General features: G+C 44.0%; 20 protein-coding genes. 4 read left to right on the top strand and 16 right to left on the bottom strand.

The window, feature by feature from the left end:
- The first annotated feature begins 39 nt into the window (after positions 1-39).
- Together QWT69_RS01875 and QWT69_RS01870 are read left to right on the top strand one after the other, a co-directional pair.
- On the top strand, positions 40-1,353 hold the full coding sequence (locus QWT69_RS01875; protein ID WP_317968424.1) for a short-chain fatty acid transporter: 1,314 nt from the start codon (positions 40-42) through the stop codon (positions 1,351-1,353).
- Positions 1,354-1,539: 186 nt separating this feature from the next.
- The gene (locus QWT69_RS01870) at positions 1,540-3,015 is read left to right on the top strand and encodes a DASS family sodium-coupled anion symporter (RefSeq protein ID WP_317968422.1); all 1,476 of its coding nucleotides are present in this window, start codon (positions 1,540-1,542) and stop codon (positions 3,013-3,015) included.
- A gap of 58 nt (positions 3,016-3,073) precedes the next feature.
- Here QWT69_RS01870 and pcp read toward each other — a convergent pair whose 3' ends face one another.
- The 3 genes from pcp to QWT69_RS01855 are packed head-to-tail and all read right to left on the bottom strand — an operon-like array spanning position 3,074 to position 5,806.
- Positions 3,074-3,676 carry a pyroglutamyl-peptidase I gene (gene pcp / locus QWT69_RS01865; RefSeq protein WP_317968420.1) on the bottom strand — a complete coding sequence of 201 codons (603 nt, stop codon included), beginning with the start codon at positions 3,674-3,676 and terminating at the stop codon, positions 3,074-3,076.
- Between the two features lie 46 nt (positions 3,677-3,722).
- Positions 3,723-5,027, bottom strand: coding sequence for a glycosyltransferase family 2 protein (locus QWT69_RS01860; protein ID WP_317968418.1), 1,305 nt, complete (start codon positions 5,025-5,027; stop codon positions 3,723-3,725).
- Positions 5,024-5,806 carry a hypothetical protein gene (locus QWT69_RS01855; RefSeq protein ID WP_317968416.1) on the bottom strand — a complete coding sequence of 261 codons (783 nt, stop codon included), beginning with the start codon at positions 5,804-5,806 and terminating at the stop codon, positions 5,024-5,026. The genes QWT69_RS01860 and QWT69_RS01855 overlap by 4 nt, the downstream gene beginning before the upstream one ends.
- A 135-nt stretch (positions 5,807-5,941) precedes the next feature.
- Between QWT69_RS01855 and QWT69_RS01850 the strand changes: the two genes are divergently transcribed.
- Both QWT69_RS01850 and QWT69_RS01845 read left to right on the top strand, forming a co-directional pair.
- Entirely contained in the window at positions 5,942-6,835 is an 894-nt protein-coding gene (locus QWT69_RS01850; protein WP_317968414.1) for an SDR family oxidoreductase, read from the top strand.
- A gap of 374 nt (positions 6,836-7,209) precedes the next feature.
- Positions 7,210-7,770 carry a hypothetical protein gene (locus tag QWT69_RS01845; protein WP_317968412.1) on the top strand — a complete coding sequence of 187 codons (561 nt, stop codon included), beginning with the start codon at positions 7,210-7,212 and terminating at the stop codon, positions 7,768-7,770.
- Here the strand turns inward: QWT69_RS01845 and QWT69_RS01840 are convergent.
- From QWT69_RS01840 to QWT69_RS01780, 13 genes are all read right to left on the bottom strand, one after another.
- Entirely contained in the window at positions 7,741-9,954 is a 2,214-nt protein-coding gene (locus tag QWT69_RS01840; RefSeq protein WP_317968410.1) for a YhgE/Pip family protein, read from the bottom strand. The genes QWT69_RS01845 and QWT69_RS01840 overlap by 30 nt on opposite strands.
- A 69-nt stretch (positions 9,955-10,023) precedes the next feature.
- Positions 10,024-10,593, bottom strand: a complete 570-nt coding sequence (locus QWT69_RS01835) for a TetR/AcrR family transcriptional regulator (protein WP_317968408.1) — start codon at positions 10,591-10,593, stop codon at positions 10,024-10,026.
- 141 nt (positions 10,594-10,734) lie between these two features.
- Positions 10,735-11,019, bottom strand: coding sequence for a hypothetical protein (locus QWT69_RS01830; RefSeq protein WP_317968406.1), 285 nt, complete (start codon positions 11,017-11,019; stop codon positions 10,735-10,737).
- 1 nt (position 11,020) lies between these two features.
- A complete protein-coding gene (locus QWT69_RS01825; protein ID WP_317968404.1) occupies positions 11,021-11,407 on the bottom strand; it encodes an SHOCT-like domain-containing protein in 387 nt (128 codons plus the stop codon).
- 12 nt (positions 11,408-11,419) lie between these two features.
- Positions 11,420-11,785, bottom strand: a complete 366-nt coding sequence (locus QWT69_RS01820) for a DUF2089 domain-containing protein (protein ID WP_317968402.1) — start codon at positions 11,783-11,785, stop codon at positions 11,420-11,422.
- A gap of 160 nt (positions 11,786-11,945) precedes the next feature.
- Entirely contained in the window at positions 11,946-13,811 is a 1,866-nt protein-coding gene (gene abc-f / locus QWT69_RS01815) for a ribosomal protection-like ABC-F family protein (RefSeq protein ID WP_317968400.1), read from the bottom strand.
- 113 nt (positions 13,812-13,924) lie between these two features.
- Entirely contained in the window at positions 13,925-14,044 is a 120-nt protein-coding gene (locus tag QWT69_RS01810) for an RAxF-45 family protein (protein WP_317968398.1), read from the bottom strand.
- Between the two features lie 72 nt (positions 14,045-14,116).
- The gene (locus tag QWT69_RS01805) at positions 14,117-15,361 is read right to left on the bottom strand and encodes a serpin family protein (protein WP_317968396.1); all 1,245 of its coding nucleotides are present in this window, start codon (positions 15,359-15,361) and stop codon (positions 14,117-14,119) included.
- A 54-nt stretch (positions 15,362-15,415) separates the two neighbouring features.
- Positions 15,416-15,979 (bottom strand): lysophospholipid acyltransferase family protein, encoded by a 564-nt coding sequence (locus QWT69_RS01800; RefSeq protein ID WP_317968394.1) that lies wholly within the window; start codon positions 15,977-15,979, stop codon positions 15,416-15,418.
- Between the two features lie 175 nt (positions 15,980-16,154).
- Entirely contained in the window at positions 16,155-17,201 is a 1,047-nt protein-coding gene (locus QWT69_RS01795) for a LolA family protein (protein ID WP_317968392.1), read from the bottom strand.
- 200 nt (positions 17,202-17,401) lie between these two features.
- Positions 17,402-18,592, bottom strand: a complete 1,191-nt coding sequence (locus tag QWT69_RS01790) for an acyl-CoA dehydrogenase family protein (protein WP_317968390.1) — start codon at positions 18,590-18,592, stop codon at positions 17,402-17,404.
- Positions 18,593-18,619: 27 nt separating this feature from the next.
- Entirely contained in the window at positions 18,620-19,786 is a 1,167-nt protein-coding gene (locus QWT69_RS01785; protein ID WP_317968388.1) for a saccharopine dehydrogenase family protein, read from the bottom strand.
- A gap of 147 nt (positions 19,787-19,933) precedes the next feature.
- Positions 19,934-21,412: an aldehyde dehydrogenase family protein gene (locus QWT69_RS01780; protein ID WP_317968386.1), complete on the bottom strand. Its 1,479-nt coding sequence runs from the start codon at positions 21,410-21,412 to the stop codon at positions 19,934-19,936.
- Positions 21,413-21,433 lie beyond the last annotated feature (21 nt).

Genomic DNA, 21,433 nt, shown 5'->3' with positions numbered 1-21,433 from the left:
AAGTTTTGACAATAACCAATTAAAAAGGGGGAATAAAATATGAAAACACTCACACGATGGTCGAATACGGTTATGGAGCGCTACTTGCCGGATCCATACATATTTGTCGCTATTTTGACATTGGTCGTATTCTTGCTAGGGCTTGGTTTCACAGATTCCAGTCCGCTCGATATGGTCGTTCATTGGGGAGATGGTTTTTGGAGTCTACTAGCCTTCACAATGCAGATGGTCATTGTTTTGGTCGCAGGACATGTGCTCGCAAGCAGTCCTGTATTTAAAAAGTTATTAAGTTCAATGGCAGGTTTAGCGAAATCTCCGGGTTCCGCGATTCTTCTCGTCACAGTCGTATCATTAATTGCATGTTGGATTAACTGGGGATTCGGTCTAGTCATCGGTGCGCTATTCGCTAAAGAAATCGCCAAAAAAGTGACGACAGTCGATTACCGGCTTTTGATCGCAAGTGCCTATTCCGGCTTTATCATTTGGCATGGTGGACTTGGTGGATCGATTCCACTATCTATCGCAACTGCTGACCATCCATTCTCAGGAATCATGGGTGTCGTACCAACGTCTGAAACCATTTTTTCAACATACAATCTTGTTATTATTGCTATCTTATTTATTACCGTACCGTTGTTAAACCGTTTCATGATGCCTAAACCGAAAGATACGGTTTCTATCGATCCGAAATTATTGGAAGAAAAGATTGTAGTGGAACAAGAAGAACTTAAGACACCCGCATCACGCCTAGAGAACAGTTATATTCTTTCCATGCTAATTGGTGCTTTAGGTCTTGTATATCTTGTCCAGCACTTCGCTGCAAAAGGATTCGATTTGAACCTAAATATCGTCAACTTGATTTTCTTCATCATGGGAATCATTTTCCACGGTACACCTAAACGCTTCCTTGCAGCAGTGGCAAATGCAGTTAAGACTGCGGGCGGCATCATCATCCAGTTCCCTTTCTATGCAGGGATTATGGGTATGATGGTCGCGTCAGGACTTGCAGGCGTTATGTCAGAATGGTTTGTGAGCATTTCGACAGAAGCAACATTCCCGGTTTTCACATTCTTCGCAGCCGGTCTTGTTAATTTCTTCGTCCCTTCAGGAGGCGGACAATGGGCGGTTCAGGCACCAATCATGCTTGAAGCTGCACAAACACTTGGTGTCAGTTATTCGAAGACGGCGATGGCTATTGCTTGGGGCGATGCTTGGACGAATATGATCCAGCCATTCTGGGCATTGCCAGCGCTTGCGATTGCAGGTTTACGAGCAAAAGACATTATGGGGTATTGCGTATTCGTCCTCATTTTAAGCGGAATTGTTGTTAGTATCGGTCTTTATTTCTTTTAAGTGTAAGATTGAACCGGAGCGTCTTTTGACGACTCCGGTTTTTCATTTACTAATATATCCAGAAGAGCGCTTCTTGCTGACTACCCATTTCCCTCCGTTTCAAAAAGTCCTTTTCAGGGTAAGATAATGCATGAATCTATAGTTGGAGAGGACTGATTACAACTGGAACAGACCACTGCGAATACAATGTCTTCCGAGACAAAGCCGAAGCGTAATTTGAAGCCGATTTGGATTGCACTTGCATTCATTGCCATGATTACAATTGTCTTATTACCGACGCCCGATGATCTACCTATAATGGGGCAGCGAGCACTTGCCATTTTGGCCTTTGCCGTAATCTTGTGGGTGTCAGAAGCGGTTTCCTATCCTGTCAGTGCGGCAATGATTATTAGTTTAATCGCATTGCTAATCGGGTTTTCACCAGACATGGCAAACCCTGAAAATATGGTCGGAACGAAAGGCGCATTAAAAATGGCGCTTGCCGGATTCTCGAATTCTGCTGTCGCGCTTGTTGCTGCCGCTCTTTTCCTCGCCGCCGCAATGCAGGCAACGAATTTGCATAAGCGATTGGCATTATACATCTTATCGAAAGTCGGCGTAAAAACTGGCGCAATTGTATTCGGAGCGATCTTAGTATCGGTCATTCTTGCCTTTTTCGTACCTAGTGCCACTGCGCGTGCAGGTGCTGTCGTTCCCATCCTTCTTGGAATGGTGGCTGCTTTTGGGCTTCCTCATAATAGCCGGCTCGGCGCATTGCTTGTCATTACTGCCGTGCAATCCGTTTCCATCTGGAACGTCGGTATTAAGACCGGCGCTGCACAAAACATGGTTGCACTCGGATTCATCGAAAAAGAATTCGGCGTTTCCGTCGCTTGGAGCACCTGGTTCCTCTATGCAGCCCCATGGTCAATCATCATGTCGATTGTGCTCTATTTCGTCATGATTAAGTTAATTAAACCTGAAACGAAAGTCGTTGAAGGTGGTAAAGAATTGATACAGGGACAACTGAAGGAACTTGGCCCGATGAAAGCGCGGGAAATCCGTCTCATCGTTGTCTCCCTTCTACTTCTATTGTTCTGGTCGACGGAAGAGAAACTGCATCCGCTCGACACGACGACTGTAACGATTATCGCCATCGCTATTTTATTGGCACCTAAAATCGGTGTGTTTGACTGGAAGACCGTAGAGAAACTCATACCTTGGGGCACAATCATTGTCTTCGCAGTCGGGATAGCACTCGGTACACTTTTGCTCGATACTGACGGTGCTCAGTGGCTATCCGATAAAGTATTCGGTGCGATGGGACTCGATTCCATGCCATTACTTGCGACGATTGCATTGCTGTCACTGTTTAATATTCTGATTCATTTAGGATTTGCGAGTGCAACGAGTCTTTCCTCTGCGCTCATCCCGATTTTCATCGCGTTGACGACGACAATTGCCATCGATGCGAACAGTGTTGGATTTGTCCTCATTCAGCAATTCGTCATTAGCTTTGGATTCCTGCTTCCAGTGAGCGCACCCCAGAATATGCTTGCTTACGGAACAGGCGCCTTTACGGTAAAAGACTTCCTGAAGTCAGGTGTTCCGTTAACCGTCATCGGCTATCTGCTCATCCTGCTGTTTAGTGCGACTTACTGGAAATGGATCGGATTGTTGTAATGAATTCATAAAAAACGCCAAGAGAGGTGTAGAAAACACTCTCTTGGCGTTTTTCAATTCATTCACTTAAAACTTTAATACAGGCAACGATACCTCGTTTTAAATCTTCATGCGACCAACTCGGGACTCTGCCATGCTCAACCGCTAGTTCGTGTGACGCTGGGATGTGGATGAACCCTGCCAGTAAGCCAGGATGCTGTTGCGCATGATGAAGCGCGCGGTACATGACATTATTACATAAATAAGCCCCGGCAGTATTGGAAATATCCGCAGGCAACCCCACTTTTTTCACAGCGTCAACCATTTTACGAATCGGCATATTCGTGAAATACCCATCCGCCCCATCTTCCATAATCGGTTCGTCAACAGGTGCATGACCACTATTATCTACTGGACCATCACTCACGTTAATGGCGATACGTTCAGGTGTTATTTTAAATCTCCCACCCGATAAACCTAGGGATAACACAGCATCGGGTTTGATTGCCATAATATGCTCCACCAACCGATCTCCAGATACACTGAATTCTACCGGTAAGATTTCACTATGAATCTGGTAACCTCCGATTTTCATGCCATGCAGTTCCTCGGCAATTTTCATCGTCGGATTAACCGGATATTTCAAAAACGGTTCAAAACCCGTCAATAATAATGTTTTCAATATACACAACCTCCTTCTATTCCATTATAACGGAAAACGAAGGATTTCATTTCGATTTGAATCGAGTCGTTTTTTCCCAACCGATGACTTGGTTCGCTTTTTTCGCTTTCAAATAACGAATAAGGCTACGGACGAACAGATACGAAAACAGCTGGGCATACGTGAAGTACATAATGACACTTATGAAAATGTTCATCGGCGAAAACGTCCGTTGGGTCGCTTGGGCCGCAAACAGTTGCGCTGTATAGATAATATAGGACAAATACCAAATGAACAGTAATGGATACGTATAACGGACTTCGAACAAATCAAACAGACCGAGCGCAAACCATACATAAGAAACAATGAGGAACAACCAAAAAATCACATATACCATCAACTGATGGATGGAATGAACGAGTAGCTTCCCGCGGAAGTATCCTGGTTCCGTCAATGTCTTATCGACAATATACAAATTCCCCTGCAGCCAGCGCGTCCGTTGTTTAATATAGACGGAAAGCGTTTCTGGCTCCTGCTCCCACGTGATAGAATCCGGCACAATCGGCAAATAATAACCTTTTTGTGTAATACGAAGCGTCAACTCCGCATCTTCCGCAATCGCATATGGATCATAACCGCCCAGTTCTTCGATGACAGACCGTTTAACAAGCATATTCGTACCTGTCAGTGATCCCGTCTTGAATAACTGCCATCTGCCCGACTGCATAAGCAACTGGAACACCTGGAACTCAATTGAAATCATGCGTGTCAGCCAGTTCGTCGATTCATTCATCGTCCTCACATACCCGACTGCACCCGCAGACCGTTCATGCCTTTCGGAAATCGCGACCAATTTAATGAGCGCATCCGCTTCTGGTTGATTGTCCGCGTCATAGACACAATAATATTTGTTATCCGAAATACTTAGGCCATAATTCAATACCCGAGACTTACCCCGGGGTTCGCCAGCAGGAACTTGTATATGATGGACATTTTTGAATGTATCATCAAAGCTTTGTGCAATCTCCGCCGTATCGTCGGATGAATTATCGTTCAGCACATAAATCTGTAGATTACCAGGATATTTGATACCAAGCATCGCTTCGATTGTCTCCCGGATGACAACCCCTTCATTATGCGCGGGGATGAGAATATCAACACCTGGATATTCATCGAGATCAGGTGTCGTCCGTTCCGTTTTCAATCGGTTATAAAGCCCCGCAATTAAGAGCAATGAATAATAGAATAATAGTGACAAAAACAGAATTGTTGTGAACAGTAATAGCATACTAATATTAAATATTGCTCCAATAACAATAAGCGCTATAAACACAACAAACATGAGCAGTAGGTAGACAGTACGCTTTTTCATGATAGGACCTCAGTCTGTTGCACGGATGTTTTTCCTTCCAGCATCTTGACCGTCCACTTCAAATCTTCAAGCGCCTGCTCCTCAAAACGATCATGCAAGTTATTATCCAGACGTGATTTGACGATGTTCATGCCCTCTTCAGATGTATTCTGCAATAAAAACCCTATCGTATGTTCATCGATTTTACCGACAATATCGTAATGGTCGCGTACAGTCGTCTTTACGATACTCCCGATTGTTGTCATTGCAGTTCGCCGAGTCCGACGAGGCAATGTAGATACATCAATACGGATGTAATAGCCCGTTTCATTCCGCCTTGCCATCGTCGCTAAAATCATCGTCGATTGTTTTTCGAATTCCTGTTTTGTCAGCACGCCTTCTTCAGAGATGAAGTCTTCCAGCCTTAAGACTCGTTCCCGCAAGAAACTGTTTTCTGTCCGGAATTGATAGACATACTTCGACAAGCTATAAAGAGCAAACAAATGAATGAGGATTAGAAAATGTAATCCAATCGCTTGCGCCTGTTCCGTAGACGTCCATACCTCTTTGAATGCAAGGACGAGAAAGATGAATACCGTTCCGACCGTGAGTAGGACGTAGTTAAAAAAAGCTAATCTGTCGGAACCACTGAAAAACAGAATCGCGAGCACTCCAAATACCCCATATGCTGCAATTGGAAAATACGCATATGTACTAATAATGATGACCAACATGGACACTAACCATATAATGGCTGCAATCGGCATTTTAAGTTGTCTCCACACGAACAAATTCGCCATATTTTTACACCCCTTCTCCATTCCTATCCCCTATTCACAAACTCCGTAAACTAGTTTGAAAGATTAATGGATGTTTACTGAAAAAATGACAAGGGAATACTGTTCTTCAGAAGAGTATATAAGGAGGAGAGCTACATGAACAACAACCAACATGAAGATAAATACGAAAAAATTGACAAAGATGTAAAACCCCAGACACAGTCCCACCAGCCAGGAGTAGAAGCGGAGATGGATCCGCCACCTATTTATGATGATGAAAAGTATAAAGGCTCCGGTAAACTTCAAGGCAAGAACGCACTGATTACCGGAGGAGATAGCGGAATCGGTCGCGCGGTTGCCGTCGCTTTCGCAAAAGAAGGAGCAAATGTGGCCATTGCTTATTTGGATGAAGAAGAGGACGTCGATGCAAAGAAAACTGTAGAACTTATTAAAAAGTACGGTGGTCAAGCGAAGCAAATTCGCATCGATATAAGTGATGAAGAAAACTGTGAGAAACTGGTCGATGAAGTGATTGGCGAATTCGGCAGCCTGAATATACTCGTCAACAATGCCGGCAAACAGTTTCCTCAAGACGACATCGCCAATATATCCGGTGATCAATTGCGCGAAACGTTCGACACGAACTTCTTTGGTTTGTTTTATCTGTCAAAAGCGGCTCTCGCGCATATGACAGAAGGCGACTGCATCATCAACACTTCATCCGTCACAGCGTATAACGGCTCTCCGGGTCTACTCGACTACTCCGCAACGAAAGGAGCCATCACAACATTTACGCGCTCACTCGCATTGAACCTGGCTGAAAAAGGCATTCGTGTCAACGCGGTTGCCCCCGGTCCAATCTGGACACCACTTATCCCGGCTACATTCAACGCCAAACAAGTAGCAGCACATGGCGATGACACACCCGTAAAACGTCGCGGCCAACCATCCGAAAATGCACCAGCCTATGTCTTCCTTGCTTCAAACGATTCCAGCTACATGACCGGCCAAACAATTCATGTAGACGGGGGAGATTATGTTGGATCTTAATGTAAGAATGCAGATTGGGTTGAGCGGATTTCGTACGAGGTTGAGCGGTTTTCACACGAGGTTGAGCGGTTTTCACACGAGGTTGAGCGGATTTACAAGAACTTGAGCGGTTTTCGCACGAGGTTGAGCGGATTTACAGGAACTTGAGCGGTTTTCGCACCGGGTTGAGCGGATTTACAAGAACTTGAGCGGTTTTCGCACCGGGTTGAGCGGATTTACAAGAACTTGAGCGGTTTTCGCACCGGGTTGAGCGGATTTACAAGAACTTGAGCGGTTCTGAATACAAGCCAATTGACCTATCGCGGTAACACACCGATTTCCTGTTCTCACCCTCTCGCGCAGCATGCTTTTGACAAATTAATCTTGGTTTTAACATGGTAGATGGTGACTTGCCTGTTTGCTCAGGTGCACCATTACTACTTATGGGCGCGGATGCAACACTTACGAGCGCACATCACACTTTTACGGGCGCGGGAGCAACACTTACGAGCGCGCATCACACTTTTACGGGCGCGGGAGCAACACTTACGAGCGCGCATCACACTTTTACGGGCGCGGAAACAACACTTACGAGCGCGCATCCTTCTTTTACGGGCGCGGATGCAACACTTACGAGCGCACATCCTACTTTTACGGGCGCGAGAGTAACACTTACGAGCGCGCATCACACTTTTACGGGCGCGGAAACAACACTTACGAGCGCGCATCACACTTTTACGGGCGCGGAAGCATCACTTACGAGCGCGCATCCTACCTTCACGGGCGCGGAAGCAACACTTACGAGCGCACATCACACTTTTACGGGCGCGAAAGCAACATTTACATCCAATCCAATCAACAGACCACAGACCCATATCAAACCAAAAAAGCGATCCGACGGAATTTCTCCCGTGGATCGCTTTTCCTTATGCTTCTACAGTTGTTTCTGCCGGTAAACCTGAATAGCGTTTTTTGAACACTAATGCGAAATAGCCAAATGTGATCGCTAGACACGCAACGATAAATCCAATCAACACACCATTATTCGCCCATAGTTGCGCGAAGTCACCAGTTGAAATCGCCGCTTTGAATGCCTGGACGGAATACGTCATTGGCAACAATACGTTGAATATTTGAAGCGGTTCTGGGATTAATTCCAATGGGAATGTCCCTGCACTCGTCGTCAATTGTAAAATCAGAATAAGGATTGCCATGAAGCGGCCAGGATCCCCGAAAATTGACACGAGCATCTGCACAAGTGCAATGAACGTGAAACTTGTAATAATTGCCGTCAATATGAATCGCGGCATACTCGCCGTCTCCATGCCAAGACCATATTTAATAACACCGACAGCAACCAAAGCCTGGATGATTCCAACAATCGTCAATACTGATACTTTACTCGCCATCCAACTAAATGCGCCAGTCGGTCTGATTGCAGGTTCCACTAGTGGGAAGACAATCGATAACAATAACGCACCGACGAACAATCCGAGTGATAAGAAGTAAGGAGCGAAGCCAGTTCCGTAGTTCGGAACATGATTAATCTCTTCTTTATTCACAGCTACCGGAGCTGCTGCCATTTCATACGTTTTATCTGTCGGATTCACTTCACCCGCAGTTTCCTTTGCTTCAGCAAGTTTTTCCTGCAAAGTAAGTGTCCCTTCGTTCAGTTCATTCATACCATCTGATAATGTCGTCGAACCATCCGCAAGTTCCTTGGATTTCGACGCCAACGTACCTGTGCCATCTTTCAACGTACCTGTTCCTGCATTCAACTCCTGCAAACCTGCGGCAAGACTTGAAGAACCGGTTTGTGCTTTACTTGCACCGTCGGAAAGTTGTGCAAGCCCTTGAGCTAATGCGCCGTTACCTTGTGCAAGCGCCTCTGCACCACCCATCAACTGACCCGATGTCGCATTCAACTGATCGAGACCTGCCAAAGCTTGCGCATGACCTTCACTCAATTGTCCCGCGGCACCTTTCAATTGCGCCGTCCCTTCCCAAAGCGCTGCAGTTCCTGATGAAAGTTCCTGCATACCGCCTGAAAGTTCAGCACTTCCTTGTTTCAATTGACCAAGTGCACCTTGTAATGCAGCTTGCTGTTCTTCTGGCAATGAAGCCAAAATTGGTGCCAATTGTTCAGACAATCCATTAATACCTGCATTTACATTTTTAGAGCCTTCTGTAAGCTTTTGAGCAGCTCCATTCAATGCTCCTGTTTTCTCATTAATTGTGCCGACTGCTTGCCCAAACTCGGTCTCTTTCTGACCAATTTGTGCATAGCTGTTTTTCAACTTCTCAACTGCAGCCGTATAATTTGTAATGCCCGCCATCAAGTCCGATGCGCCTGCAGATGCCTGATCAGCACCACTTCTAAGATCTTTCGCGCCAGTAGCCAATGTACCAATGCCTACATTAAGATCCGCTGCACCTTTTGCCGCATCACTCGTACCCTTGGCCAACTTGTCGGAACCGTCTTTTAACGTAATCGTGCTAGACGCCAACGTTTCTAAATACCCTTTTAAATCGCTCGCACCATCCGCAAGCTTACTGGAACCGTCATGTAACTCTCCTGCACCATCCGCCGCTTCACCAAAACCATCGCCCATGGCAGCAATCGAATCAAACAACTGCTCTGCATACGTGGAAGCAACCTTTTCATTCACTTCTGCACGTATCCGGTCCATCGCCGTCTCACCAATTTGGCCAGACAAGAAGTTATACCCTTCATTCGGCTTATACGTAATCGTCAATTTTTGAGGATCATCATCCAGCAACGTCGTAGCATGCTCCGAAAAGTTCTCCGGTATTTCAATCGCGATATAGTATTCTTGGTTTTTCAAGCCTTTCTCCGCGTCCGTTTTGGACACTACCTGAAAGTCAAAATTCTTACTTTCCACCAGCTTGTCGACTAATTCTTCACCAATCGAAAGTTTTTTTCCTTCCAACTCGGCACCTTTGTCCGCATTAACGATTGCCACAGGTAGCGCATCCATATTTTCGTATGGATCCCAAAACGCCCACAAGAACATACCTGCATATAAAACTGGGATAAACAGAATCGCAATCATCGGTACAAGCATTTTCCGAGTACGCAATAGCTGTTTCCATTCAGCACCTATCATTGATTTTTTCATCCGACATTCCTCCATTAGTACTGATTGACTAAATTCATCAAACAGTCAATCTTGAATAAAAAAAGAGTCTCAAGCTAAGAGACTTGTGAAAATCGTTCCACCTAATAATCCAGCAATCCGCTCTTCAGACAATTCTTCGTCATGCGTTTTACCCCAATCGACGACTAGCGACATATACGATTTGAATAATAGAAATGCGACGAGTTCACTGTCACATTGTTTTAATTCACCTTTCGCCATTGCCCGTTCGATTTTTGTTTTTATATAAGAAACGATTTCTCCCTCAATTTCAGCTAATACTTCGATGACTGCAGGAGTCCGTAACTCTTTTTCTTCATCGATTAACTTGGCATACAATAAATGCGTCTTTCGGAATTTCAACATCTGAAAGAGCAGTGCATGGGCATTCTGTTCAAATGATGCACCTTCCACCATTACCGATTCTGATACCGAACGCATTTCTTCGATCATCATTAGAACAATTGCATTAAACAATTCTTCTTTATTCGAAAAAAACGTATAGATGGTACCTTTACCGACATTCGCAATTTTCGCCACCTGATCCATCGTTGTCGCCTTGTATCCGAATAGCGAAAAAGATTTAGCCGCAGCTTCCATTATTTCCAGTCTACGATCCACTTCCTCACCTCTCAAACGCTTTATTGACCGAAATACTATTACGGTCATCTAGTCATTATATTACACTTACTGTTTCTATTTGGCAAGTCTTTTCTATCCGCAAATAAGATTTTTCTTCTACAGCCCGAAAAAAAGAAGCTATCATAGTTTCACGATAACTTCAGTGCCATCCTTTGCCTTAACGTTTACTAGGCCAAGCCCTCTATGCTTTTTCAGTTCCGAGACAATCTCTCTAAGTTCTTTTTTATCTAACGGTGGCAACATGAATGCTTGTGAGTCTTCTTTTTTGTGCCCGTCTGCTATCCACTTATTAATATTCTTATGAATCCATTTGGATGAAAGAATTGTAACACCAACCGTTAGAAAAACGTAAGGAATCGGAATAAACAAACGGACTTTCCCCGTTTTCAATTTAACTTTCATCATATTATTCAATTACAATGGAAACATTATCGCCATCCGCGGATTTCACATCCACAATCTGCCCATCCAATTCATTTTCAATCGCCTCGATAATTATATCAATATCAAGATCCTTCACATATTTCTCAGATTGAGGAATGTTCCCCGCAATATTATAACCTGCCTTCAAAAGCACTTTAATTAGTTTTATTGGTAAATTGACGGAAACATTATCATTTTCAGCCGATACAACACGGATTTTCAATACTTTATCTGTGTAAGCAACTGGTTTAGCGAAATTTCCACCGCTAGACTCTCGCCCTTGTAAAACTTCAATAAGCTCTGATCCCTTTGCAGCATCAACTTTACCTTCTTGTACCATCGTCAATACCTTTTCAATTTCAGTCTTCATTATGAATTCCCCCTATTCATTTTTCAAAAGCGAGATTGCCTCTTCTGTAGTAATTTCCCCACTCGCCAGCATGGCGATCACTTTCTTTTCATCCACATCACTTTTCTTTTTCATTTCATACCCAAGTGAATTTACAACCTCATTCAACTTCCCACGAACAGTCGGATAGGAAATCCCCAATTCCTTTTCAACTTCTTTAATATTCCCCCTACATGCGAGGAAAACCTCGGCAAATTGCAATTGATCACCTGTCAATGCGGCAAGTTTAGATAGTTCAAATTCATTTTCGATCGTGGTATGGCATTTCGAGCAGTGAAGCTTTGTAATTTTTAACGTTTCGCTGCAAACAGGACAATGACTAATAACGGGATATGCCATAATTCGTATCGTCCTCCTTTCTCTTATTTACATCATATCTCTCTTTATTTTATTATTAATGAAAATCAATAAAGCGCTAAATAATATTAATTCTTAAATAAAAATGTCAATATGTACGCATTAACTGCGAACACACTGACATTTTCAAAAACGAACTTACTTATTCACATTCACTCATCCACTTTTCATAGTAAGCATCCAAACTCGTTTTCATCTCACATAAGTTTTTCATGCCTAACTCATAACTTTCCCATTCACTTTCTGTCAAAAGATCCTGCTCCAATTGACGAATCCGTAGTTCAAGTCTTTCAATTTCAGCCTCTCTATCCACCAAAACTTCTTCTTTAGCTAGCTGTTTTTTCACAGGAATCGGTTTCAGAGGGTGCTCCACGACTCGCGCTTGCTGCAGTTCATGCCATTTCGTTCTAGCCCAATCAAATGAGCCTTCGAACATCGTGATTTCCCCTTCTTCCAACCAAGCAGTGCGGGAGAACAACTTATTCAAAAAGTACCTGTCGTGCGAGACAGCGAGAATCGTTCCTGGAAATTCCTCCAATGCATCTTCCAACACTTCACGAGATTCTATATCCAAGTGATTTGTCGGTTCATCCAACACCAACAAGTTCACGTCCTGATGCATAAGTTGAGCGAGTCTCAATCGCATCCGCTCACCGCCGCTCAAATCCCCGACTCGTTTGAAAACGTCAGGTCCATAAAACATGAATTTTGCCAGGATATGTCTTGATTCACCTTCCGACACACTTACCTCTTCACGAAAGGCATCGATTAGTCGAGCCTTTGGATTACTCATCTCAAAATGCTGTGATAGGAAGCCTACTTTTACATTACTGCCTAGCTTACAAACTCCCTCATCAGGATGTAATTGGCCAATCAGCATCTTAAGGATTGTCGACTTCCCACTTCCATTCTTGCCGACAATCGCGGTCCGATCCTTCCAATAGACGTGTAAATCCGCTTCACTAAGTAACACTTTTTCTCCAAAGTTCTTTTTTACGTCTTGCATAATGACGACTTCCTTGCCGCTCCTTTGTGCCGATTCAAACGTTAACCCCATTTTCTTAGGATCGACTAACGGTTTACGCACCTTTTCCATCCGTTCTAATGCCCGTTCCATATTTCTTGCTTGTCTATGCAAGCCTGCATTCGGCGGATTCGCTTCGTTTGCCCAGATTCTAAGTCTTTTGATCGCTTCTTTCATCTTTTTCATCTTCTTCTGTTGTTCCTCATAGTCTTGAAACTCACGAAGAAGACGTTCTTCTTTTTCTTGAATGAAAGAACTATAATTTCCGCTATAAAGATGAAGTTCCCCTTCTTCAAGATCAGCGACCTTTTTAACAACGTGATCTAGAAAATAACGATCGTGAGAAATGATAACGAGGGTACCCGTGTATTCTGCTAAGTATTCCTCAAGCCATTCCACCGCAAATAGATCCAAATGGTTTGTTGGTTCATCCAATAAAAGCAAATCTGGTTGTGTCAATAATAGTTTACCAAGCATCACTTTCGTCTGCTCGCCGCCACTCATTTCTCTGAAGTCTCTACCTACAAAGGAGCGTAATTGAAGACCATTAATGATTTTTTCAATTTCCGAGTCCATCGTATAACCGTCTCGTCGAACAAATTCATCCTGCAATTGTCCATATTGTAGGAGCAGCCGTTCCATACTTCCATCTTCAGCATTCGATAATTTCAATTCAAGTTCAGCCAGTTGCTGTTGAATCGTTACAAGTTCAGCGAATGCGCTTTTCAGAACATCATAACCTGACATCGATTTCTCGAATAAAGGGATTTGGGCTAAATAACCGATAGTAGTCCCCTTTTTATAATGAATTTGACCAGTATCCGGTGGTTCAACACCAGCAATGAGTTTAAATAATGTCGTTTTCCCACTACCATTCCGCCCTACAATGCCTAATTTATCACCTGTTTTAATATCTAATGAAAGATTTTCAAAGATCGTGTTGCCGCCTAACATTTTACTTACTTGTTGGATTGTACAAATCATGAATTCCGCTTCCTCTCGTTCTGTTTTCACAGCTGGAAGCACAAAAAAAGACTGCGTTTAAGCAGCCTTCCCCTAAAAAGTCGTGAGGAATGTTTTGCTAAACAGCTGTGTGATTACTGAAATTGTCTAAAAAAGGGCATACGTATCCCGTTAAGCGCAATTTCATGCGTAATCGCACACGAAGTGGCTAAATATTCCAATAGTCTTTCGCGTGCATACACAGTGTCCAACATCCATTCCTCACCTCCGATCAATAATAGTAAGAATATTTTATCACAACTGTTACATAACTGCAATTTTCAGTTTCACTGAGGATTCGCGACATATCCCACAAACAACACAACACCCGTTTCTTCATCGGTAATCATCAGGAAAAATGGGCGGTTCATTTCCATATGGAAAGGACCGTCAGCCGGCGCGGATGTCACTCCTACTTGTACACCGGTGACTGCTGCCGCTTCAGTGCCTTCTTCATTCACGTCAATATACGTTTTCTGTTTCACAGTGGAGATAAAGAGATTGGCGTCACCTTCAACCATATGGCTGAAATCAGCACTTTCCGTGAATACGCTAGGCATGCCAAGCGCTTCTAGTGCGCCATTGAGTTCCGTTTCGTACTCCATTTTAAATTTCGGCAATAAAATGGTACCTTCTCGTTCGTTGAATGCCGTCAGGAATAGTCCCCAGTTTTCAGTAGAGAGTGTGCGCTTGAAGTCTTCCAAGCCGAGGTTTTCATCCGGCAACACAACAGTCATGCTCATTTCGCCATCCGCGTATGGCAATTTGACTGCTTGAAAGCCATCTCCAGCCATATAGGAGAACTTCCGTTGCAGTTTCATGAACGGCGCGATTTTTTCGGTGCCGTCTTCCAAATGGAAAGTACGTTTTTCCGTCTGTTTCTTGTCAAAGGGATATGTCCAGTCTCCTTTGAAGTAAATCGCATTCAATACAAGCGCAACAAGATTCGAATCGAGCGGATCATCAACCATTTTATCGATTTTAGCGTTCGTTGCCTTCTTCACCCACTCATTAATTTTCTTAGATGCTTCATTGCTCGAGATCGTAATTTGGTGCGTCTGCGCATTAAAATAATCCTCCGTCCGCTTGGCGAAGTCTTTCTGCAAGTTGAATTCTTCATTTAACCAGATGGAGTTCGCAATTGTAAGTTGGATATTGTCGCTGTCTTTGTTCAACGCCGTCATTAGTGAAGCATTCGCTTTATTCAGGTCAGCTACGTCAATGCCCTGCGCTTGCATCGCTTCAGCCATTTCCGTTTTCGTCTCTCCATCTGCTCCGTTATAGACGATTGCAAGCGCCATCCATAAACTAGCCGGTGAGAAGAACACGTTCCCATCGTCGTTCGCTTCAATTTTATCAAGCAGTTCATAAGCAAGGTCATTGGTCGGCATAATTATGCGTTCATAGTCTTTCGTTCCAAAATCCACCGCTTCTGCAATCGCAAGATTTCCGTTATCTTGTCCAGATCCGCAACCAGACACCGCCATTAACAAGCCCGCTCCTGCGAGAGTAGCGGTTATCTTCTTCTTCACAAGCATCACCGTCCCTTTCATGAGTAGACTGTCTTTTCAGCGAAAAGTTGCATCTTAAACAGGATTGATTGCACGGCCAAGTTTATCCGAATAGGCTTGCAGTGCATCCTTATCCTTTGTATCGACGATGAACGGGTCACCGATTGTAATCGTTACTTTTCTACATTTCCGAGCTTCTTTGAAACTTGCAGGTCCGATGTATGTAACAGGAACAATCGGTGCTTTGGACAAATTCGCAATCGTCACGGCACCCCTTTTGACAGGCGCATCTTCTGATGATCTCGTCCCGCCCGGAAAAATCCCGATCACTTCACCCGATCGCAACAGCTTAACAGGTGTCTTAATACTGCTGGGTGATGGGTTTTCCCGATCTACAGGGAATGCTTTGATGCTCGTCAGGAATGAGGCAAGAAGTTTTTTAGAGAATAGTTCTTTCTTCGCCATGAAATGGATTGGTTTCGGCAACGAAATCCCAAGTGCTATAATCTCAAGCCACCCGCGATGTGAACACGTAATAATATACCCGCCTTCCTTAGGCAGTTTATGCAAATCCTTTAATTCGATTTTGGCAACAAAGAAAAAAATAAATCTCGCGAAACTAGCTGTTAGTCTGTACATAATATCCCCCGATTAGTATGCGTGTAGTGTATTTATCTCCGATTATATACAAACCCACTATATTTACAACTACTATCGAAGGATTTCAAGACGCTTCCTGCGTCAATTATGTAAAAACGCCAAGAAGGATTCACCCTCTGGGCATCGATTCATCAGCAATCATTATGCTTGAGCTTCATTGGACCTCAATCATTCCATCAAGATATCCAATAAAGTCTTCTTCATTTAACTCGGTATTTTTTGATGTTGCAGTATAAAGCAAACCATTTTCCATCCATGTATATGAAAAGCTATGAAGATTACTATTGTTGATTCCTTTTTGCCCATGAGCCGCTATGATTTCTTCATCAAGGAAATTACCGAAGTCAATCTCGCCTGAAGACGGGAAGACAGTCACCGAAAACTCAGGCTGACCATTTTTCGTATAATCGAATGTAAACTCAGGCCGCTCTTTATTTTCTTCAAAGATGATAATCTCTGAGAGCTTAATTTCTGCAGTTTCGGGTACTTGAAAGAACTTCCCAAGTTTTTCTTTTGCTTCTTGCACTGAAGATTCTTCCGGATCCACTATTGTATTGACGCCTGCACCTTCTGGGAAATCAAAAACAAATGCATCATCCGAAATTTTCGCGTCAAAATCCACTTTTGTATATTCGATTGTAACTTTCTGGCGTTCATCATAATTCTCGAAAATCTTAAGAACCATTGAGTTCTCTTGGTCAATCCAATATTCCGGTTTCCCAATACAAGCTTTACCCCCATTCTGACTCCCTACGATATGATAAGTGTTGCGCCCTGCCACTTTTTCCTCCCCTACAACGGATAACTCACACTGCTCTTTGACAAGTTCCAATAAAAATCCTGACCGCAATCGAAGGGAACGGGTGCTGAAGCCTATGTCTTTGTAGGAACGCTTAATAGCCGCTACCATACCATTTTCTTCGTCATACAAGAACAGTTGCTTTCCGTCGAACATCTCTACCGTCTGCTGCAATCGATCTCTCCGCTTCAATTTGCTTTTACCATCTGAATCGGCCCATTCTTTATATTTTTCGCCATCACTTTCTTCGAATTCTCCGTAATATGTAATAGGCGATTCAATTGCAACCAATGCCTTATCAACAATCTCTTCTGCCGATAAATCTATCTTCTGATTCTCTTCACAACCACTTAAACAAACACCTATTATTAGCATTGCTGCGAGTGGAATTAATTTTCTCATGTGTATTTACCCCTTATACCTCTTCTACATTACTGGACATGCGACCAACAAGAATGGTAGAAGTCTACCATAAGGCAATCCGTTCCACAATCAACACTTTGTCCTTGTAAACTATAGTTCCCCATAAAAACATCGCTCCCCCAATCATCAGTTATGACGCAAAAATGCCAAGAAGGATTTACCCTCTTGGCATTAAGTATTCAGTCAAACGGCCATTCCGGCAACATATGCGTTAGTTTTTTATCTTCCCGATACCCCAATACATATTCCGCTTGCATAATTGTATGGATTTCACGTGTTCCTTCGTAAATAACAGGCGCTTTCGAATTACGCAGGAAACGGGCAACTGGATATTCGTCGGAGTAGCCATACGCGCCATGGATTTGAAATGCATCGTCTGCTGCTTTATTCGCAAAATCACAGGCCTGCCACTTAGCAAGCGACGTCTCGCGTGTATTCCGTACACCTTTGTTCTTCAATTCACCTGCACGATAGACGAGCAGTCGACTCATCTGATAGCCGGCTTCCATATTGGCAATCATCTGTTGGACGAGCTGATGCTTGCCAATCGACTTGCCAAATGTTTCTCGGGCATGGCAATACTTCACACTTTCTTCCAGACTCGCCATAATTAGACCGACCGCACCCGCCGCAACGGTAAAACGTCCGTTGTCGAGGGAAGCCATCGCAATTTTGAATCCTTCGCCTTCCGCGCCCAGCATATTTTCTGCTGGTATACGCATATCTTCGAAAAACAGTTCACCCGTATTTCCCGCACGGATTCCGTACTTCCCTTTAATCGCTTTCGACGAAAAACCAGGGGTAGTGCGATCCACAATGAACGCACTAATGCCATGATGTTTTTTCGATTTGTCCGTGTACGCAAAGACGAGGAAATGGTCAGCAATATCACAGAGTGAAATCCAGGTTTTTTGTCCGTTAATGACGTATTCATCACCGTCACGTACAGCGGTTGTCGACATAGCAGCAACGTCGGAGCCAGCACCAGGCTCTGTAAGTCCGAAAGCACCCACTTTTTCACCTTTTGCTTGAGGCACTAGGAATTTTTGCTTCTGTTCTTCCGTACCCCATTGCAATAAAGACATGGAGTTCAACCCGATATGAACCGACACGGCAGTCCGGAACGCTGTATCGCCACGTTCCAGTTCTTCACATAGAATCGCCAAGGAATTATAATCCATACCACTACCGCCATATTGTTCAGGAATACAAACACCCATGAAGCCTAGGTCCGCAAGCTTTTTCCAGATTCCCTGATCAAAACCGCCTTCCGCATCCCATTGCTGGATATGCGGCATGATTTCATCATCTACAAATTGCCTCGCTGTTTTGCGCAACATTTTTTGTTCATCTGTAAAATCAAAATTCACCTTCTCCGACCCCTTTCGCATCGTTAATCAAACATGCGCCTGTTGCGTTTTCACTGTTTCTTCGATCATGACACCACGTTTTTTCATCTCTTCAATATACTGGTCTCCCGGAACAATCGTTTCAGGAGGGTGGACACCACGTTTTGTAATCGTTCCGTTACCAATCATCTGCGCCACGACCGAGATTGTATTCGCTGTTGCACGTGCCATCGCCGTTTCATTCACAGATAAGTCCTTTTCCGTCACGAGATTATATTCATACGTCGCAGGCATACCGTGCGCTTCTCCGCTTACACTAACACGCAGCAAGACCGCATCTGATTTATCCCCAAGACGCAGCTGCGGAGACAATTGTTCACGCATGACATCACGGACTTTAACAGTCTTCCCATCGACGTTCACTTCGTTATCCCTTGATAATAGACCCAGATCAACGAGCAATTGGAATTTCTCTGCATGCCCCGGATAGCGGATTGTCTTATATTCCAACGTTTGGATATCTTTGAACGTTTTCGTTAACGTCGATGTACCGCCAGACGTATGGAACGCTTCCAACTCACCGTATTTATCGAAATAAATCGATTCCACTTCTGATAATGAAGGAATCTCTCTCAACTCGCCATCACGGATGACATGTGAAGGATCTGTATAATGATCAAATACCCCTTCAAGGGAGAAGACGACATTATAATTTAGTGGCAATTCAGGCTCAACTGGGATACCACCGACATACAGTTTGATTGTATCGATTTTATCCAACTTACCAGCGCCATACCCCGCCAGGATATTGATCATACCGGGTGCAACGCCTAGATCAGGAATGATTGTCACACCTTTTGCTTCCGCCTTTTCAGCCAATTCAAGCACAGCGTCCGTCGCCCCACCGATATGTCCGCCAAGGTCAATTGAATGGACACCTATATCAACAGCGATCTTCGCCACTTTTTCATTGAATGTGTAGAACAGGGCATTAATGACAACATCCCCAAGCGCCATCACTTCCTGTAATTGTAAATCATTGGACGCATCCAGCCATAGGATATCGAGCTTGTCGGACATCAGTTGCTCCGCAAAATCCTCGGCAGGTCTTGTATTCAAGTCCGCCAAATATACTTTTGTTACATCATCACTTTTCACAAGGTCACGTACTGCTTCTTTCCCCATCAAACCTGCCCCAAGAACTACCACTTTCATATGAACATCTCCATTCCAAAAAGATTCACTAGTCCTCACTTCAACTGGCTGTTAAATCTTCTGATAGAAAATCGACAGCCAGTAAATAGATTCATAATTATGCTGCTAGTCAACGCAAAAACGGATTCCTCGAATCAAATACATAGTTTATGAGTTATCAATTTGTGCTCTTTGCAACTTCCCACTATAGTCCACATAAATACTCTTCCACTCGGTGAATACATCTAGTGCCGCAACTCCGGAATCTCTATGTCCATTCCCTGTACCCTTCGTTCCTCCGAACGGAAGGTGGATTTCAGCACCCGTCGTACCAGCGTTCACATAGACGATTCCTGTATCCAAATCACGTTGAGCACGGAAGATTGTATTGACGTCTTTGGAGAAGATCGAGCTCGACAGTCCATAAATAACACTGTTATTCACTTCTATAGCTTCTTCTAGACTTCCAACTTCGATTAAGGATACAACCGGGCCAAAAATCTCTTCCTGTGCCAGGCGGCTATCCCACTTCACATCGGTGAACAGTGTCGGTTCGAAATAATGACCATTTGCAAGATCACCGTCAGTGAGCACATTGCCCCCCGCCAGCAACTTCGCCCCTTCGTCATTTCCGATACCAACATACTTTTTGATTTTTTCAATCGCTTTCTCATTGATGACCGGCCCAATTTTGACAGACTCGTCCAAACCATTTCCAATCGTCAAATGCTTCATGGAAGCCAACAACTTCTCTTCCAATTCCTCTTTAACATCTTTATGCACGATGACCCGGCTACATGCAGTACAGCGCTGTCCAGCTGTTCCGAATGCGCTCCAGAGAATCCCTTCCACCGCCAAATCGATATCCGCATCATCCATAACGATGACCGCATTCTTGCCACCCATCTCAAGGGATACTTTCTTCAGATGGCGTCCACCTGTTTCCGCAACATGACGCCCTGTTTCAGTGGACCCAGTGAATGAAATGACGCGCACATCAGGATGTTCAATCATCGCTGTTCCGACTTCTGAACCTGAACCGAAAACGATGTTCGCAACACCTGCTGGCAACCCCACTTCTTCAAAAATTTTCGCCATTTCATATGCCATCATCGGCGTTTCCGTTGCCGGCTTCCAAATGAATGTATTTCCTGCAACGATTGCCGGGAAAGACTTCCACGTCGCAATCGCCACCGGGAAGTTCCACGGTGTAATTAGTCCGACCACACCAATCGGCGCGCGCACGCTCATTGCGAATTTATCCTGCAGTTCGGAAGGGACTGTTTCCCCAAACATTCTTCTTCCTTCTCCAGCCATATAGAAAGCCATGTCAATACCTTCTTGAACTTCACCGCGTCCTTCTTCGATGACTTTCCCCATTTCTTTCGTCAAAACTTGGGAAAGATGCTCCTTCTTTTCTTTCATCAGATTGCCAATCTCATATAAGTAATCTGCCCGTTTAGGTGCTGGAACTAGCGCCCATTCTTTTTGCGCCTTCTTAGCAGCTTCAACAGCCAGATCCACGTCAGATTTAGTTGATAGTCGTACTTGTGCTAATTCTTCACCAGTAGCAGGATTTGTAACAGCCTTATAATCCGCTCCTCCTGCATCTTGCCAAAGTCCCCCAATAAAGTTGTTCAATTGCATTTTAAAAATCCCCTTTCCGCT

This window comes from Sporosarcina oncorhynchi (genome assembly GCF_033304615.1).
Lineage (GTDB): Bacteria > Bacillota > Bacilli > Bacillales_A > Planococcaceae > Sporosarcina > Sporosarcina oncorhynchi.
This window is presented reverse-complemented; position numbering and strand designations above follow the sequence as displayed.